The 17,381-nt window shown below is 67.2% G+C and carries 6 protein-coding genes; 1 reads left to right on the forward strand and 5 read right to left on the reverse strand.

The features are described from left to right. Nucleotides 1–107: 107 nt before the first annotated feature. Both ACMGDH_RS02035 and ACMGDH_RS02040 read right to left on the reverse strand, forming a co-directional pair. Nucleotides 108–10,223, reverse strand: coding sequence for a beta strand repeat-containing protein (locus tag ACMGDH_RS02035; RefSeq protein ID WP_436826255.1), 10,116 nt, complete (start codon nucleotides 10,221–10,223; stop codon nucleotides 108–110). A gap of 46 nt (nucleotides 10,224–10,269) precedes the next feature. After that, nucleotides 10,270–11,916, reverse strand: coding sequence for a ShlB/FhaC/HecB family hemolysin secretion/activation protein (locus ACMGDH_RS02040; protein ID WP_436826256.1), 1,647 nt, complete (start codon nucleotides 11,914–11,916; stop codon nucleotides 10,270–10,272). 365 nt (nucleotides 11,917–12,281) lie between these two features. Between ACMGDH_RS02040 and ACMGDH_RS02045 the strand changes: the two genes are divergently transcribed. Then, a complete protein-coding gene (locus tag ACMGDH_RS02045; protein WP_436826257.1) occupies nucleotides 12,282–13,028 on the forward strand; it encodes a transglutaminase-like cysteine peptidase in 747 nt (248 codons plus the stop codon). 13 nt (nucleotides 13,029–13,041) lie between these two features. On the opposite strand, the gene ACMGDH_RS02050 is transcribed toward ACMGDH_RS02045, so the two are convergent. The 3 genes from ACMGDH_RS02050 to ACMGDH_RS02060 are packed head-to-tail and all read right to left on the reverse strand — an operon-like array spanning nucleotide 13,042 to nucleotide 17,266. After that, nucleotides 13,042–13,572, reverse strand: coding sequence for an OmpH family outer membrane protein (locus ACMGDH_RS02050; protein WP_436826258.1), 531 nt, complete (start codon nucleotides 13,570–13,572; stop codon nucleotides 13,042–13,044). Between the two features lie 19 nt (nucleotides 13,573–13,591). Next, nucleotides 13,592–14,029 carry an outer membrane protein assembly factor BamE domain-containing protein gene (bamE, locus tag ACMGDH_RS02055; protein WP_436826259.1) on the reverse strand — a complete coding sequence of 146 codons (438 nt, stop codon included), beginning with the start codon at nucleotides 14,027–14,029 and terminating at the stop codon, nucleotides 13,592–13,594. Nucleotides 14,030–14,071: 42 nt separating this feature from the next. Further along, nucleotides 14,072–17,266 (reverse strand): YadA-like family protein, encoded by a 3,195-nt coding sequence (locus tag ACMGDH_RS02060; protein WP_436827202.1) that lies wholly within the window; start codon nucleotides 17,264–17,266, stop codon nucleotides 14,072–14,074. Nucleotides 17,267–17,381: the final 115 nt, after the last annotated feature.

Genomic DNA, 17,381 nt, shown 5'->3' on the forward strand with positions numbered 1-17,381 from the left:
GCGAAACGCCCTTCGACAAGCTCAGGGTGAACGGGGAATGTTTCCATCTCAGCGAGACGGATTCGAAAGCCCCTTCGATTCCCCGGTTCCCGCTGCAGAGCCTGCGCTCACTGCGCCGCGCCGTCGAGCTCCTCCTCCAGATCGAGATTGGTGTCGTCGATCTGGATGATGATCGCGGTGTAGCCGAGGCGCAGCAGCTCGCCGAGCCGCTGGACATTGTTTACAGCCACCGGCGGACGCTGGACGCCGGTGCCGTCACCAGCCGGCGCGATCAGGCCGAGCGCAAGCCCGATGGGCAGCTGGAAGGTGCCGTCAGCACCAACCGTGCCGCCTGCGGGCGCGACGAACCTGTCGATGATGATCTGCCGCGCATCAGTCGTTCCGCTCCCAATGACGGGTTCGTCGTTGATGACGAAGGTGCCCCGCGGATCGGTGACCATCTCGGTGAACACGCCGGTCACCGTGCCGCCTGGTGCATTCACCGTCACCGTGCCGCCGTTGATCTGGACGCTGACCGGCGAGTTGGAAGTCACGCCGACCGCTCCGCCCGAGGTGATCGAGCTGGTGACCGGTCCCGGCGCCGCGATCGCCACCGGGCCGCCAGCGTTGATCGTGCTCGACACCCCGCCGTTCGTCGAAGTGAGCGAAGCCGCGCCGCTGGTGGTGACCGCAGTGCTGATCGCACCGCCTGCACTGACATCGACCGGCCCACCGGCCTGGATCGATCCGCCGATGGTGCCGCTCGTGGATCCGAGCGTGACACCCGCATTGGAGGTGATTGCCGCCGCGATGCTGCCGCTGGTCGCGATCGCCGAGACCGGGCCGGTAGCCTGAACCGTACCCGCAATCGCGCCGCTGGTCGTGCCCAGCGTGACGGCGTTGCTGGACGTGATAGCCGCGGTGATCGCACCGGTCGTCGTCTGTGCCGAGACGGGGCCGGCCGCGGCCACGGTGCTGCTAATCGTGCCCGCAGTCGTGGCGAGGCTGACCCCGCCGCCCGAGTTGATCGCGCCGCCGATCGAGCCGGTGGTGGCTACCGATACCGGCCCGGTCGAAGTGATCGTGCGTGCCACATCGCTGGTGTAGCCGAGCGAGACCGGCCCCCCGGCAATAATCGAACCCGTGCCCGAGCTACCTGCATCGATCGCGACCGAGCCGCCGGCGCGGATCGGGCCCGATTCAATGCCCGCCACTTGCGCCACGACATCCCCGAGCGTGTCGAGCGTATTGGCGCTGAACAGCTGCGAGCCGCTGAGCAGCGATGTGAAAGTGCTCGCGAGCTTCACGGTCTGCGCCGAGAAGTCGTTCGCATTGACGGTCATCGCGCCGAGGCGAACCGCGTCGCTGCCAACATAGCCGATCGCCACGTCGCCGCTGTTGAGCGTCAGGCCGTTGCCGGCGATGAAGGTGACGTTCTGCTGGCCGGTGACAGTGCCGATCAAGTGTGGCGCGATCGAAATCGCCCCGCCCGCGCCGCCGGGCAGCGTGGTGTTGAACGTTGTCGTCCCCTGCGTCAGCCGGACGGTGGCGCCCGCACCACCGGTGAAGTTCAGGCTGTTCGCAGCGTAAGTAGCGCCACCCAGCACCGTCTGGCCGGCATTCACCGACGTCGCGCCGAGGCGAGTCTGCGCGCCGAAGCCGCCAAGCGTGGCCGAACCCGTGCCGGCGTTCAGGCTGAGCGCCTGGCCGCCTGCGCTCGCGCCATTGACGGTGCCGAGTGTAATTGGGCCGTTGCTCGTATTGACCGTGGTCGCCCCATTCAGCGTCGTGACGCCTGCAACCGTGAAGGCACCGCCGCTGGTCGCGTAGGTGCCGCTCAGCGTGGTCGCGCCGGTGTAGCTTTGCGCGCCGCTGGTGGCGGCGCCCGCGGTGGCGATCGCCGCGCCGGTTGCGCTCAGCGAGGTCAGACCGCTGGCTTCACCGAGCGTGATGTTGCCGGTGCCTGCATCGACACTCAGGCTGTTCGCACCGCCGAGAATGCCGAAGCTCGCGTTGCCGCCGCTCGTCGCCACGGTGGTCGCGCCGCCGAGCGTGGTGGACCCGGTAACGGTGAAGCCGCCACCGCTGGTATAGCCGCCGCTCAGCGTCGTTGCACCGGTATAGCTTTGCGTGCCGGTGGTGCTGGCACCCGCCGTGACGATTGTCGCGCCGATGGCCGTCAGCGAAGCGATGCCATCGACGGTACCCAGCGTCACATTGCCTGCTGCGGCGTCGACGCTCAGGCCGCCGGAGCCGCCAACAGCGCCGAAGCTGGCATCACCACCCGAAGTGCTGACGCTGACTGCGCTGAACGTGTCGGTGATGCCGTCGATCGTGAACGCGGCGCCATCAGTGCTGTATGCGCCATTGAGCGTGGTAGCGCCTTCATAGCTCTGCGCGCCGGTGGTCGCGGCGCCTGCAGTGACGATCATCGCGCCGGTCGCGCTCAGCGAGGTCAGACCGCTGGCCGCGCCAAGCACGACGTTGCCGGTGCCGGCATCGACAGCGAGGCCGTTCGGTCCCGTGATCGTGCCGAAGCTGGTGTTGCCACCCGAGGTTGCGACGCTGACCGCCGCGGTGAGCGTGGCCACGCCGTTGACGGTGAAGGCACCACCATCGGAGGCGTAGTCGCCGCCCAACATCGTCGCACCTGTGTAGCTTTGCACGCCTTGGGTCGTCGCTCCCGCGGTGGCGATCGTGGCGCCGGTCACCGAAAGCGAAGCAAGGCCACTGACAGCGCCGAGCGACACGTCGCCCGCGCCCGCGTCGATGCCGAAGCTCCCGGCGCCGCTCACTGTGCCGAGTAGGACATTGCCTCCGCTCACCGCCACCGCCGTGTCGCCCGCGAGCGTAGCCGCACCCACGACGGTGAAGTCGCTCGCCTGATAGTCGCCGTTGAGGCTCAGATCGCCGGTGTAGCTTTGCGCGCCGCTGGTGCTGGCGCCCGCACTGAAGATCGTGGCGCCGGTGGCCTCGAGCCCGGCGAGCCCGCTCACCGCGCCGAGCGTGAGGACGCCGCTGCCCGCATCGACGCTCAGACCGCCGATGCCGCCGACGACGCCGAAGCTCGCGGCGCCGCCATCGGTCGCCACGCTGGTGTCGTTGGCGATCACCGCCGGACCGGTCACGGCGAAGCTTTCGCCATTGGTGCTGTAGCTGCCGCCCAGCGTCGTCGCACCCCTGTAGCTCTGTGCGCCTTGGGTCTCGACGCCGGCGGTTGCGATGCTCGCGCCGGTCACGGCAAGGCTCGCAAGACCGCCAACGGCGCCGAACGCGACGCTGCCGCTGCCGGCATCGACTGCGAAGCCATGCCCGCCGGCTACGGTGGAGAAGCCGGCATTGCCGCCGCTGGTCTCGACCGTCGTATTGCCAGCCAGCGTCGTTGCGCCGTTGACCGCGAAGCTTCCGCCGCCGGTGGCATAGGTGCCGTTCAGCGAAGTCGCACCGGTGTAGCGCTGCGCGCCGCTGGTCTGCGCGCCGGCGGACACGATCGCCGCGCCGGTTGCCGAGAGCGAGGCCAGACCATTGGCCTCACCAAGGGTGATGGTGCCGGCACCCGTGTCCACGCCGAAATTGTGCGCGCCGGCCAATGCGCCGAAGCTCGCCGCACCGCCGTCCGTGGTGACGAGGGCATCGCCCAACAGCGTGGCCAGGCCGGTGACGGTGAAGCTGCCGGCGGTATAGTCTCCGCTCAACGAGACCGAGCCGTCATAGATCTGCGCACCGGCAGTAGTGACGCCCGCGGTCGTGATGCTCGCGCCGGTCACGGTCAGGCTCGCAAGTTCCGCCGCGCCGATCGCCAGCGTGTCGCCACTCAGCGTCAACGCATAGGGCGAGACGATCGCGCCGAGAGTGATCGAGCCGCCGGTCAGCACCGTATCGCCACTCAGGACGATGCCGCTCGCAAGATCGATTGCGCCGGTAGCGGTGATGCTCGTGCCGATCGCCGTGCCCGCGGCGCCAGCACCCAGGGTAAAGCTGTTGACCGTGATTGCGCCCATGTCGAGCACGCGCAGGCCGGTGAGGATCACATCCTCGCCATAGGTGCCCGAGGCGATATGGACGGTGCCGCCGGTCACGACCGCGTCGAGGCCCGCCTGGAGGCTGGCCGGCGTGAGCGGGCTGCCCTGCGCACCGCCGGTGCCGGCGGTGGTGACATAGGCGCGCGTGCGGTTGAGCGCCGACCAGGCCTGGTTGTAGACTGCCATCCCGCCATTCGCGGCGCTCAGGTCGAGCAGGCGCTGCTGCTCGGCGAGCGGCGTCGCGGCGCCGAGCGCGCCGCCCGAGGCCGTGATCGCCGAACCGTTCCAGATGCCGTTGAGATGGGCGATGACGCCCCATTCGTTGCCGTTGGCACCTTCGGCGTTGGCCGAGATGCCGATGTTCGATCCGTCGGTATACTGGACCGAGATCGCGCTCTTGGTGTTGTCGATCGTGTTGCCGGTGATCGCCGCGCCAGCGTTGCGACCGTCGATCAGCACGCCGTTGCGAACGCCGCGGATGGTGTTGCCGGTGACCGTGGCGTTGTCCGCGCCGTTCATCACCACCACGCCGCGCGTGATCGAGGAGCCCCAGCCATAGAGGTTGAAGGGCTGGTCGGCGGCGCCGAAGATCTCGAAGCCCCGCACGGTCACGCCATCGGCATTGATGCTGATGCCGTTGTCGCCGTTGTGCGTGGCGTCGATCCGCGCGCCCGTCGCGCCGGTGAGCGTGACGCCGTCGGCGGCGATCGCCGTGCCCGAGGCATAGGTGCCTGCGCCGACGTTGATCGCACCGCCCGCCCGCACGTCGCGCGCCGCGGCGGCGATGCCGAGCCCCTCGACCACGGTGAAGACGTTGCTGAAATGATCGCCGGCATAGCCCTCTATCGAGCTGCTCGTCGGCGTGCCGAGCCCGAGCGCCCAGGCGGTGGCGGCGTTCAGATCCTTTTGGAAGAAGACGAACTGGTTGCCGTCGCTGCGATGCGCGACATTGCGCACGGCATAATCATAGCCGCCGATCGTCAGCGTGCCGGCGTTGAGCGAGGCCGAGCTGTCCTGCAGGTACAGGCCATTGGCCTCGCCGAACGCGTTGCTCGCCTCGATCGTGATGTTGGCGAGCTGCTGGCTGCTGCCGCCGCCGGCAAGATTGTTGGCCTGGTAAAGCGCGAGGCCACCCCAGGCGTTGCCGCTGGTGGTGGTGCCGCGCACCGTGACATTCGCACTATCGGTGATCGCGATGCCGTTGCCGTTGGTGACGCCCGTCACCGACACGCCGTCGATCAGCGCGCCGACCACGGCGTTGAGATCGAGCCCGGTCCTGCGCGTGCCGCTGATCGCAACGTCGCGGATTGCGAAGCCAGTGTTGCGCGCGTTCGCGTCGCCGACTTTCTCAACCTTGATGCCATAGTTGGAATTGCCGACCGCGGCCGACGAGCCGAGCAACGCGAAACCGCCGAGCGTCACGTCGTCGCCATGGACGCGGATGCCGTAGCTGTTGTGGCCGCTCGCGTTGAGCGTCGTGGCGCCGCTGCCCTGGCCGAGAATGCTGACGCCGTCCTTCGTGACGAACAGCGTGTTGCTGAGCATGTGCGTACCCGCCGACAGGTTGATCGTGTCGCCCGACAGCGCCAGCACCAGCGCGCGGAGCGCGGCGTCGGTGCCCGCCGCGGTGGTGACGTAGACCTCGCCGTCGACCAGTCGCGCCAGGCCCGCTCCGCTGCGGTCGATGCCGTCCGAGATCAGGTCGGCGGCGGCGAAGCGGCCCGCAAGGTTCATGTCGGCGGCAAGCACGCCGTCGAACATCACGTTGGTGAGGTCGAGCCCGGCGTCGCTGCGCCACACGATGTGCTGCACCGTGTTCACGCCCGCGACGAAGTTGTTGCCCGCGCCGAAGCTGATCGTGCCGGCACCGCTGACGTTGGTCGGCAGGTAGATCGAATAGGCGTTGTTGATGAAGCTGTTGCCGGCGATGTTGGTGACGGTCGCCAGGCCGCGGCCGGGCTCGATCGCGAGCACCTGGTTGTTGCCGGTGAAGACGTTGCCGGTGACGTTGAGCGTGCCCGCGCCCCGCGTCATTAGCACCGCGCCATAGGCCACTTCGCCCGCGGGGTTGAAGCCGCTGGTGCCCACGCCGGAGACGTTGTTGCCGGTGAAGTCGACCGTGTCGGCGTTGAACGCCTTGAAGATCGCACCGAACGAATTGGTCGCGTTGCCAGTGTTGGTGACGGTGTTGCCCGAGAAGGTTACGTCGGGAAGTGTCGCCGCGCCGATCTGCTGGCGGAAGGCGATGTGACCGATCGTGTTGTCGATCAGATTGTTCGCGAAGAGCGCGCTACTGATCTGCGCGCCGTCGTTGCCGCCCGCGCCGCTGCGCGTGTCGAATGCCGCCCAGCCGCGGATGTTGAGGAACTCGGAGTTGGTGATGGCGATGTCGCCGCCGATCTGGCCGCCGATGAAGCCGTGGCGATTGGCGACGCTGCCGCCGTCGATCCGCGCGCCGTCGACCGTCAGGTTGGTGAGCACGCCGCTGTTGCTGATCACACTCGTGCCGCTGGCCGATCCGCTCACTGCGAAGTCGCGCAGCGTGAGGCCGGCGAAGCCGCTGGTGATCGCGATGCCGCCGGTGATCGATGTATCGTCAATACCCGCGCCGGCGAGGGTCATGCTCTTGGTGATCGCGACCGCTTCGTTGAACGTCCCCGCGCCGATATTGACGGTGCCGCCCGCGCGCAGGTCGCGCATCGCGGCTCCGATCGTTAGTCCATTGGCAACGGTGAAGACGTTGCTGAAGTGATTGCCGGCATAGCCTTCGATCGAGCTGGTCGCGTTCGCGTCGAGCGCGAGCGCGAAGCCCGTGGCGTCAGCCAGATCGGTGCGGAAGAAGGTGAACTGGCTGCCGTCAGGACGATATCCGGTGTTGCGCACCGCATAGTCGAACCCAGTGAGGTTCAGCGTGCCGAAGCCCTGGGTCGTCGATTCGAGCTGCGAGAACAGGCCGTTGGCCTCGTCGAACTGGTTGAGGCTCGCGTCGATCGTGATGTTGCTGGTCTGGCCGTCGTAGCCGCTGGCCTTGTTGCTCTGGTAGAGCGCGACGCCGCCCCAGTTGTTGCTGAGCGTATGGACGCCGGTGAGCGTCACATCGGCGCTGTCGGCGATCTGGATGCCCGCGCCGTCAGTCGCGGTGCCGTCTGCCACGCGACGGCCGTCGGCGGTGAAGTTGTTGATCGTCGCGCCCACCACGCCGTTGAGGTCGAGCTCGGCACGCCGCGAGCCGCGGACGGTGACGTCGCTGATCGCGAAATTGAGCAGCCGCTGGTCGTCGCCGCCCGGCGTGTTGACGTGGCCGGCCGGATTGGGCTGGACCTTGATGCCGTAGTTGCCGAGTGCGACTTCGCTGCCCCACAGCGTGAAATTGCCCAGCGAGACATTGTCGGCGAGCACCGAGATGGTGCCGAGACCGTTGGCGCTCACGGCGCGGCCGTCGATGATCACGCCCGCCTCGGACTCGCCGATCAGTGCGATCGACTTGTCGATCTTGAGCTGCGCGGTGCCGAGATTGTAGGTGCCGTCGAGCATGTGGACCGTGTCGCCCACCCCGGCTGCGGCCACCGCGGTCGCGATGCCGCGGAAGAGCGTACGGAAGCCGGCCTGACCCGAATCGGTCCACACGCCGCCGCCGTTGAAGCTGTTCGCGTCGAGCACACCGGCGAAGTTCGCCTGACCGAGGCCGAACACCGTATCGCGCAGATTGAGGAGGTTGGCACCCGCCCCGACATCGGCGCCGTCGAAGATATTGCCGGTGACGATCGTGTTGGTGCCGCGTGCGCGAAGCACCGATCCGAACCCGCCCGTGGTGGTGCCGAAGCTGTTGCCGCTGATCGATACGCCGTGCGCGTCGATCGTAACAGCGGTGTTGAGGCCGGAATCCCCGACCACGCTGTTGTTGGTGAAAGTGAAGTTCGAGCTGTTGCCACCACCATTGCCGCCGCCGAGCACGACGAGCTGGCGCGAAACGTTGGGCGTGGTGAACTGCTGGCTGAACGGCGCCGACGAGGGTGCCGAGCCGACATAGGTCTTGCCGTCGAAGATGTTGCCGTCGATCGTCAGGCCGGTGAGAACCGCGGCGGCTTCGGACATCAGCCCGTGCTCGCCGGCCGCGGTGATGCGGTTGCCCTGGATCGTGACGCCGCTGTGGGCGCCGCGCAGATATACGGCTGCGTTCTCGACCGCGGGATTGCCGTTGTCGATGCCGATGATCGTGAAGCCCTGGCCCGCACCGCCGATCGTCACATCGTTGGCGCCTGGCGCGATCACGAGCGTGCCCGACGCGCCGACCCCAGAGACGCCCTGGATGGTCGTCGCATCGCGGCCGGCGGTCGAGAGCAGGTTCAGCCCCGACTTCGTGATGTTGACGTTGCCGACGTAAGTGCCGGCGTCGACATGGACCGTGCCGCCGGTGACGACTGCGTCCACGCCCGCCTGGATCGTGCCGAGCGCGCTCAGCAGGCTGCCCTGGGTGTTGGTCGCGCCGCCGACCTTGACATAGGCGCGGGTGCGGTTCGCCGCGGAATAGGCGAGATTCTGTACGGCGAGGCCGGCATTGGCGTTGCTTAGGGCGAGCAACCGCGCCTGTTCGGCCAGGCTCGCAGTGCCGAGCACGCCCACGGGCACGCCGCTGACCGAGCTGGTGCTGGGAGCGATCGTCGTACCGTCCGGCTGGAGAATGCCGTTCAGATGGACGTTGATGCCCCATTCGTTGCCGAAACTGCCTTCGCTGTTCCCGGCGAGGTTGATGTTCGATCCGTCGGTATACTGGACCGAGATCGCGCTTTTGGTGTTGTCGATCGTGTTGCCGGTGACGATCGTCCCGCTGTTCCGCCCGTCGACGATGATGCCGGTGCGGATGCCGTGGATGTCGTTGTCGAGTACGCTGGCATTGTCGGCGCCGTTGTGGACGAAGATGCCGCGCGAATTGGTGCTGCCCCAGGCGAAGCTGGTGTAGCCCGAGGTCGCGGGGCCCGAGATCTCGAGATTCCGGACGGTGACACCATCGCCCCGGATCTCGACTGCATTCTCGACTCCGCTGGTCCAGCCGATCTCCGCCACGCCATGGCCGTCGAGGGTGACGTTGCTGGCATTGATCACCGCGCCCGAGCGGTAGAGCCCCGCGCCGAGGTTGATCGTCGTCCCGCCGCTCACGCTGCCAATGACGCCGAGTGCCTCGCCGATCCAGTTCGCCGCGCGGGTGTCCGCGATGCCGCCCTGGTTGAGGTTGAGCGTCAGCGCGCCCGTCACGTTGAGGTCGCCTGCGCCATAGATCCGGTTGCCGCTGACCGACACCGCGCCCGTCGCTGACGTGTTGGAGCCGACGTTCACATCGCCGCCCACCGCCTGCAGAACGATTGTGTCGCCTTCGATCACCGCGCCGCCGACCTCGACGATGCCGGTGGGGATCAAGTCGTTCACATAGGCCGCAGCCTGGCGAGCGCTGATCTGCACCTTGCCGCCCTCGGCGAAGATAGCGCCGTGGTTCTGGACGAGTGGATTGTTGGCGCCAATTCCGATCTGGAGCAGGCCATCGCCCGCAAGATCGAGCGTGAATGCCGTGCCCGCGCCGAGCTGGACGCGCCCACCGATAGCGGTGATGACGCCATTGTTGCGCACCGTCGGCGCGACGAACGCTCCAAGACCCGCGTTCTCGATGCTGATGCTGGCGCCCGCGCTGATGACGATCTCGCCGTCGTCCGCGCTGCTGATCCCGAGCATTCCGCCACCCGCCATGAAGGCCGCCTGATCGATGTCGCCAGTCGAGGCGATCAGCCCGCCGACGTCGACATTGGCGGTTCCGCTGAACAGCACCCCGTTGGGATTGAGCACCGCGACGATGCCGTTCGCCGTCATCGTGCCGGCAATTTCAGACGGCGCCGCACCCGAGACGACGCGATTGACCGTGATCGAGGTGCTCGACGGCTGGTGGAACGCGACGCTCGCGCTCGATCCGATGTCGAAGCTGTTCCAGTTGATCACCGCGCGATCGGTCGACTGGTTGACCGTCATCGCCGTCGGAGTGGGCGTGCCGATCGTCGCCGAACCGGCCACCACGGTGCCGCCGGTCGGCAGCGTGATGGAGGTGATCTGCGCGTGCGCCGGATTATAGAGCGCGATCGCCGCGACCGCGGCCGAAAGCATCAGCGCCGATCGCTTGAAGCGGCGCGATGCCCGGCTCGAGGCGACGGCGGCGTGGGTGCGGTGCTGCGTGCTCATATCCTGTATCCCTGTTTCGGCCGTTTCGGGTGGCCAGCCCTGAGCTTCAGAAAGCTGCGCTGATCGAGAGAAACATCCTGGCATTCTTGCTGCCGTTCGCGGCGACCGGGCGGCTGAGCGGCTTGGCGAATTCGACCGAGCCGGAAATGCCGCCGGCAAAGCCCGCGCGCATGCCGAAGCCCGCCGATTCGAGCGCGCTCGACAGCGGCTCGCCCGGCAGCGGGTCGTTCTGGTTCACCCGGCCCGCTTCGTAATAGGCATAGGGCTGGACCGAGCCGAACCCGCCCTGGAAGACGTAGAAGGCCTCGGCGCGCCCTGCGACACCCTGATCGCCGGTCACTTCGGACGGATCATAGGCATGGGCGAACTGCTCGCCGCCGATCCCGAATTCCTCGGCCGCGAGCAGGCTGTCGCCGCTATACTGCGCCGCGCCGCTCAGCTGGACGTAGAGCCCCCTGACGACGGGCTGCGCATAGCTCAGCTCGAAATTGGCGCGCGTGGTCTGCCCCGAAGCAGTGGCGCGCGACTTGTGGAAATCGGCGCGTTCGGTCGCCCCGAACACGCCGAGCCCCTGCGTCACCGAGACGCGGACGTTGACCAGCCCGCCCCAGGACGCGGCGAGATTGCCGAACAGCTCGCCCTGAAGCGTGCGGATCTTGTCGCGGAAGATCGGGTCGATCACTTCGTTGCGCGAGCTGCTGTCGCGGCCCGTGAAGACGACGCGGCCGAACAGGTTGGCATCGCGGGCGCGGAGCAGCGGGTAGCGCAGCGCGCCACCCCAGGTCACGCTGCGGCCACGAAGATCGAGCAGGCGGAGCTCGTCGCCGGGGCGAGTCGCGGCATAACTGCCGAACGCGGTGTAGCGCAGACCCGAGCTGCCGATCGGCTGGTCGTAAGTGACCGAAAGGAAACCAAGCTCGCTGTCGGCGGGCGCACTCACGCCGCTGATAGAGAGGCGCTCGCCGGCACCGAGCAGATCGTTGAAGGTCAGCCCGCCATAGACCTGGAGTGGGCCGAGCCAGCGCGAACCGCGATTGTCGAGCGCGAAATAGCCTTCGACCGGCTTGCGTTCGACTGCCAGCGTGAGATCGGCCGCGCCGGTTTCGGTCGGGGAAGGCGTGAGGACCGCGCGGACTTCGACGCCCTGCAGATCGCGGGCGAGCAGCAGGGCGCGAGTCAGTGCATCACCCGAGGTGGGCCGCGCCGCCGCGACCGAGGCAAGATAGCCGCGCAAATAGGGCGCATAACCGCCTGCTTCGCCCTCAATCCTGGTCTCGCCGATGTTCCCCTCGACGATCTGGATCGTCAGCACGCCCTCTTCGATCCGCTGCGGACCGACAACTGCGCGCGAGAGCACGAAACCGCGACGGCGATATTCGGACGTGATCTCCTCGGCGAGCTTGAACACTTCGGCGAGCGGCATGTCGCGATTGAGATAGGGCGCGGCGATCGAGTCGAGCGCTTCTACCGGAACCGATGTCGCCCCCTCGAACCGCACTGCGGTGAGGCGGACCGAGATCGCCGACTCGGGCACCGATTGCTGGCGCGGGAGCTCAGGCAGCTCGACCGACCGGACGTCAGGCACCGGCTGAGTCGGCCGCAGCCGTTCATCGACGCGACTCGGATCGACCGGCGTGCGCTGCGCATAAGCCATGTTGGCCGGCGCCACTGCGGCCCCCGCAAGCAGGAACAACCAACTTCTTTTGATTCGCATTCCCCGCCCCCCGGAGATGACGCAAGGCGAGAATGGCGACGCCGCCCCTCCCCCCAGCCGGCCGGCTTTACAATGTTTACATTCCGTTAAGGAAGACCGCGGAGGGCCGTTAAGCATCAATTATTTGAGCAATGCAGTGCACCACATTGGGACTGAATCATGCCTTTCGAGCTCAGCTTGGAGCATCCCGATACGGACTCAAGGTCAACTTGTACCGGTCTAACGACAAGGCTTTGTTGACCAAGAACATTTAGCATGGTTGGTGATCAATACTTAGGGCTTTATTAGGCATGCCTTAGGAGCTCCAGGACTAATTTCGCTCCCGTATCGTACGGGAGTAGGCGTTGCGTTGCGTATCAGTAGCGGGCCTGGCGCTGGCATGTGCCGCGCTGGCCTGGGGTCATCTTGCGTCCGCGCGTGAAGCGGACGCGCCGGGAGCAGCGAAGGCGGGCGAGCGGGCATTGGGCCTCACCGATGTACCGCGCTGGAGCGACGTGCTCGCGCGCGTGGCGGCGGAGCGTAGTCCCGAGTCGCGGCGGGGCTGCATGATGCCCGCGGAGAATCTGCCCGAAAGCTGCGGCTATTCCGCGTGGCGAGCTGCGCTGGCGCAGTTACGCGATCGGCCGCCGGGCGATCAACTCGCCGGAGTCCAGCATATGGTGAACCAGCTCCCCTATGTCCCGGATTGGAAGAACTGGGGAATGGCCGATCGCTGGGAGACCCCCGGCGAGATGTTCGCGCGCGGCGGCGATTGCGAGGGCTTCGCGCTCACCAAATATTTCGCGCTGCGCGAGCTCGGCTTCGACGAGGCGGCGCTGCGGCTGGCCATCGTGTGGGACGAAGCGGATCGCGAGCAGCATGCGATCCTGTTCGTCGAGGCTGGCGGCACGGAATGGGTGCTCGACAACAAGTTCGCGGCGCCCATGCCCGCGAAGACGCTCGCGATACGCTATCCGGAGATCTGGTCGGTCAACCAGGACGGGGCGAGGCTTTCAGCTGGCGCCTTTGGGGAAAGCACTGGCCGCATGCGCCTCACCAGGGGCGGCACCACATTGGTGATCCGCGCCCGCCCCCGGCGACGGGACGGGTAGGCGGTGTCGCCAGTTAGCGGATCGCCACTGATTGCAGAATGCCGTCCATTTCGCGCGTGACTGCCGGGGTGACGTCCATCGCGTTGTTCCAGCCATAGGCATGGTCGCGCTCCATGACGAGGCTGCAGGCGGTACGCGTGATGACGCGGGCGAGCGCCTCGTTCAGCGCGCGATCGATCTGCTGCTGGCCGCGCGTCTGCGCGGCGATGAAGAGCGCATTCTGCTGCTGTTCGAGCGTCTGCGCCTGCTGGCCGAGAACGGCGAGCTGCCGCTGATACTCGATCGGTGCGATCGCGCTCTGCCGGCTTTCGAGTTGCCGGCGCTGCTGGTCGACGGCGGCACGCCGCTGCGCGAGCTCGCCCGACAGCGAGGTCTGCATCTGCTTGAGCTGCACCTGCATCGACTGGCCCGCGCGCGAAGCGCTGATCGCGTTCGTGCGCGACAACAGGCACATGCCCGCGATCGGCGGGCCGAAGGTCTGCGCCCAAGCGGGCACCCCGGCACAGACCAGCAGAAGGGCGGCGGACAATCCGATCGATCGCATGCCGCCGCCCCTCGCCCAATCAGCTCGCCGAGGCAACCCGGTCGGCACAGGACTGCTCCTGCCAGATCACTTCCGACACGGTCACGCTATAGCGGCCCCGCTCCCGGATGAACCGGATCTCCATCCGGCAGCGCACGCGCTCGATACTTCCCGGCGCGGCCGGGAAGAAGAGCACATAGTTCCACCGGCGGGTGATGCCCTCGCTGAAATGCGGAGCCCCGATCAGATTGTAGATGCTGAACTTGTCCACGCCCGGCGTGATCATCCGCACCACTGCGGGGTTCACCGTCACGCCGAGCTTCTTGTGCTCGAGCGGCCTTCGGTGAAAGGCGGAAGGATCGACCTTGGCGACATAGGTGGTGGCCGGCGCCTTGGCGGTCTCCTCCGTGCCCGCCACGGATGGGCTCGCGAGGCCGAGGCCCGAGAGGATCGAAAGGGCGAAGTACCCGAATTTCATTGCGTCCTCCTTGAGAAAATCTCGATCGATGATTGACGAGGATCAGAATTGGAAGCCGACGCCGACATTGGCGCCGACATATTGTTGGCTGTCGTAGGTGGCGCCGGCCTTCACGACCGTCTTGCCGTCATCCATCACGCGCGACAGGCCCACTGCGAAGGCCGACTGGCCCCGATAGGTGCCGCCGCCGAACGCCAGCATCCCGCGCCCGGGCTCGAAGGCCTGCGGCATACCCGCCGCGGCGAGCGCGCCCGCGGTTCCGGCGCTGGCTTCGCGCCGGATCTGCGAGAGATCGTAGTTGATCGCAGCAACTCTCGAGTCCGTATAGGAATTGGCCGAAGCCAATGTCCGCGAGAGACCGTCGTTGAGCTGCTGGACATTGACTGCGTCGGTCGCCGCGACTCCGGCCGCGACATTCTGGAGGACCATCGCCGATCCGCCGGGATTGAGCGTCACCGAATTGCCGTCGGCATCATATTGCACGGAGTTGCTGGCGACCTGCTGCACCTGGTGGAGCTGCGCACCGTTTACTGCGTCGGTCGAAGTGGCGCTGACCGCCCCCGCGCCGATGTTCTGGACGACATTCCCGCCCATGTTGACGCTTGTGTTGGCCCCGACCGCGAGGCCGCCGTTGGCGGTCACGGTGCCGGCGAAGGTCGGATTGTCCACCACGCCGACCTGGAGCTGATTGCCGCTCAGCGTCACGACGGTGTTGGAGCCGGCGGTGACGTTGAGCGTGCCGTTCGAGCCGATATTGGTCGACGGACCGCCGTTCGCCTGGACGTTCCAGCCAGCGCCCGCAGTCGCGTTGACCGCCTGCAGCGCATCGTTGACGTTGTTGTAGGTATTGCCCGCGACGTTGAGTTGGGTGGTCACGGTGCCCGTCGTGGGATCATAGGTCGAGCCGCCGCCGAAGCTGTTCGCAACGCTGTCGCCCAAGTTGGTCACGTTGTTTTGGACCGCCGTCATCTGGCCCTCGACGTTGGTTACCCGGTTGTCGATGTTGGTGACTTTGTTGTCGACTGCCTGGAGCTGGCTGACGTTGACCGCGTCGGTCGCCGCCGAGCCGGCTGCGACGTTGGTGACCTTGCGCTCGGCACCGACCGCGCCGACCGAGACCTCACCCGCCGAGTTCTGCGGCGCGGCGAGACCATAACCGGTGTAGCCGGTCTCCGACCCCACCGAAGTCGTCGCCCCTGCGCCCAGTGCGACGCTGCCCGAATGGGTGGCGTTCGCACCTGCGCCCATCGCGACCGACTGGATCCCGTTCGCCTGCGCATTCGTGCCGAAAGCGATCGCGTCGGCCTGGCTGACCTGCGCGTTCTGGCCGATCGCCGTGCCGCCAGGTGCAGTCGCCTGGACGATCGCGCCATTGCCCATGCCGATGCCGTTGTTGCCGTTGACGACCGTCTGCGGGCCGATCGCGACCGACTCCTGGCCGACCGCTAGCGAATCCGCCGCCGTCGAATTGGCGTGGAAGTAGACGATCGGCGTCACTGCGAAGGAAGAGAGCGCCCCCGCCAGCTGGCGGATCGTCACTGCATCCTGCGCCTGCGTGCCGTCGGCGACGTTGGTGATCTGGCGATAGGCGCCGGCGCTGCCGACCGAGACGGAGCCGAGCAGCACCTGATCGCTCGTATTGTAGGGAACGAAGCCGACGCCCGCCGGAATGCTGCCGGCGGCTGGCGCCAGCGCGCGGTCCGCGACCGAGCCGGCACCGAGCGCCAGCGATCCGTCCACTGTGGCCTGGGCACCGCGACCCAGCGCCACTGCATTGCCGGCAGCGGCTTGCGCCTGATAGCCGAGCGCGGTCGAGCCGACCCCCTGGGCGAAGGCATCGGTTTGCGCCAGACCCGTCTCGTTGGTGCGGGCGTAGCGGATGCCGTCGCCGTTCGCATCGGTGAAGACGGAATTGGTGTCTCCGGCGATGTTGTTGATCGTGTTGCCGAGGTTGGTGAGATTGCCCTCAACCGTCGTCACCCGGCCGTCGAGCGTGGTGAAGCTGTTGCCCAGATTGGTGAGGGTATTGCCGAGGTTGGTCACGTTCGCGCCGATGCTGTCGACCGCCTGATTGGTGGCGAACAGCTGCGAACCGTTGATCGCGTCGGTCGATCCGCCGTCGACCCGGCCCGCCGCGACATTGGTGACGGTCCGCTCCGCCCCCACCGCTCCGACGCTCAGCGTGCTCGTCGGCGTAGTACCGGCGAAGGCATAGCTGGTGCCGTGGATGGTGGCGCCGGTGGTCGCCACGGCAACGTCCGTGGTCGAGCCATTGCCGATCGCCACGTCGCCAGCGTTGTTGGCCACTGCGTTCGGCCCGATCGCGACCGAGTCGGTCCCGAGCGCCTGGCTGTCCGCAAGCACCGAGTTGGCATGGAAATATTTGATGCCGCCGCCGGTGGTGATGTTGGTGAGGCTGCCCTCGATGGTCGTCACGCGGCCATCGATATTGGCGATGTCGGTGGTGTTCTGATTGACCTGTGTGCCGAGGCTATCCACCGCCTGGTTGGTCGCGAACAACTGCGAGCCGTTGATCGCATCGGTCGAGCTGCCATCGATGCGGCCGGCCGCGACATTGGTGATGGTCCGTTCGCTGCCCGCCGCGCCAATGCTCACCGTGCTGCCAGGCGTGGTGCCTGCGAAGGCATAATTGGTGCCGTTGATGGTGGCGCCGGCGGTTGCTACCGCGGCTGCGGTGGTCGAACCAGCGCCCAGCGCGACAGCATTTGCGTCGTTCGCGGCGGCTCCGCTGCCGATCGCGACGCCGTTCACCTGGGTGGCATTGGCCTGCCCGCCAAGCGCAATGGCATTGTCGCCCGCCGCGTTCGCGCCAGCGGTCGCATTGCCGCCAAGCGCAAGCGCGCCCGCACCCGAAGCTCGCACCGCCGTCGCCGCATTGACGCCGCCGCTGCCGAGCGCCGTCGCATAGGCGCCGCTTGCCTGCGCCAGCGTGCCGAGGGCGGTGGATCGTTCGGTGGCCGAGCTGGCGCTTCGGCCGATCGCGATGGACAAGTCGCCGGCCGACTCCGCGAAAGCCCCGATCGACATCGATTCCGATCCCGATGCCTGGGCAACCGTTCCGATCGCGATGGCATTGGCATCGCTCGCACCGCTGCTGGTGCCCAGCGCGAGCGAATTGACGCCAGAGGCGGTCGAGCCGTTGCCGAATACGAATGCGCCGTCGGCCAGCGCGGAAGAGGTATTGCCGACCGCGGCCGAATTGTTGCCGCTGGCCACGGTCCCGATGCCGGATGCCAGCGCGAGGGCGCCAGTGGCGCCGTCATTGTTGTAGTTGCCAGACGGGACGCCGCCGTCGTTGACGCTGTAATAGTGCGTGGCCGCTCCGGCGATC

Origin of the sequence: Sphingomonas radicis (genome assembly GCF_051400635.1) — a bacterium.
Classification (GTDB): domain Bacteria; phylum Pseudomonadota; class Alphaproteobacteria; order Sphingomonadales; family Sphingomonadaceae; genus Sphingomonas.

Bases quoted from the DNA above. Each gene is read 5' to 3' on its own strand.
- ACMGDH_RS02035 (WP_436826255.1), bottom strand. From the start codon at position 10,223: ATGAGCACGCAGCACCGCACCCACGCCGCCGTCGCCTCGAGCCGGGCA.
- ACMGDH_RS02050 (WP_436826258.1), bottom strand. From the start codon at position 13,572: ATGCGATCGATCGGATTGTCCGCCGCCCTTCTGCTGGTCTGTGCCGGG.
- bamE (WP_436826259.1), bottom strand. From the start codon at position 14,029: ATGAAATTCGGGTACTTCGCCCTTTCGATCCTCTCGGGCCTCGGCCTC.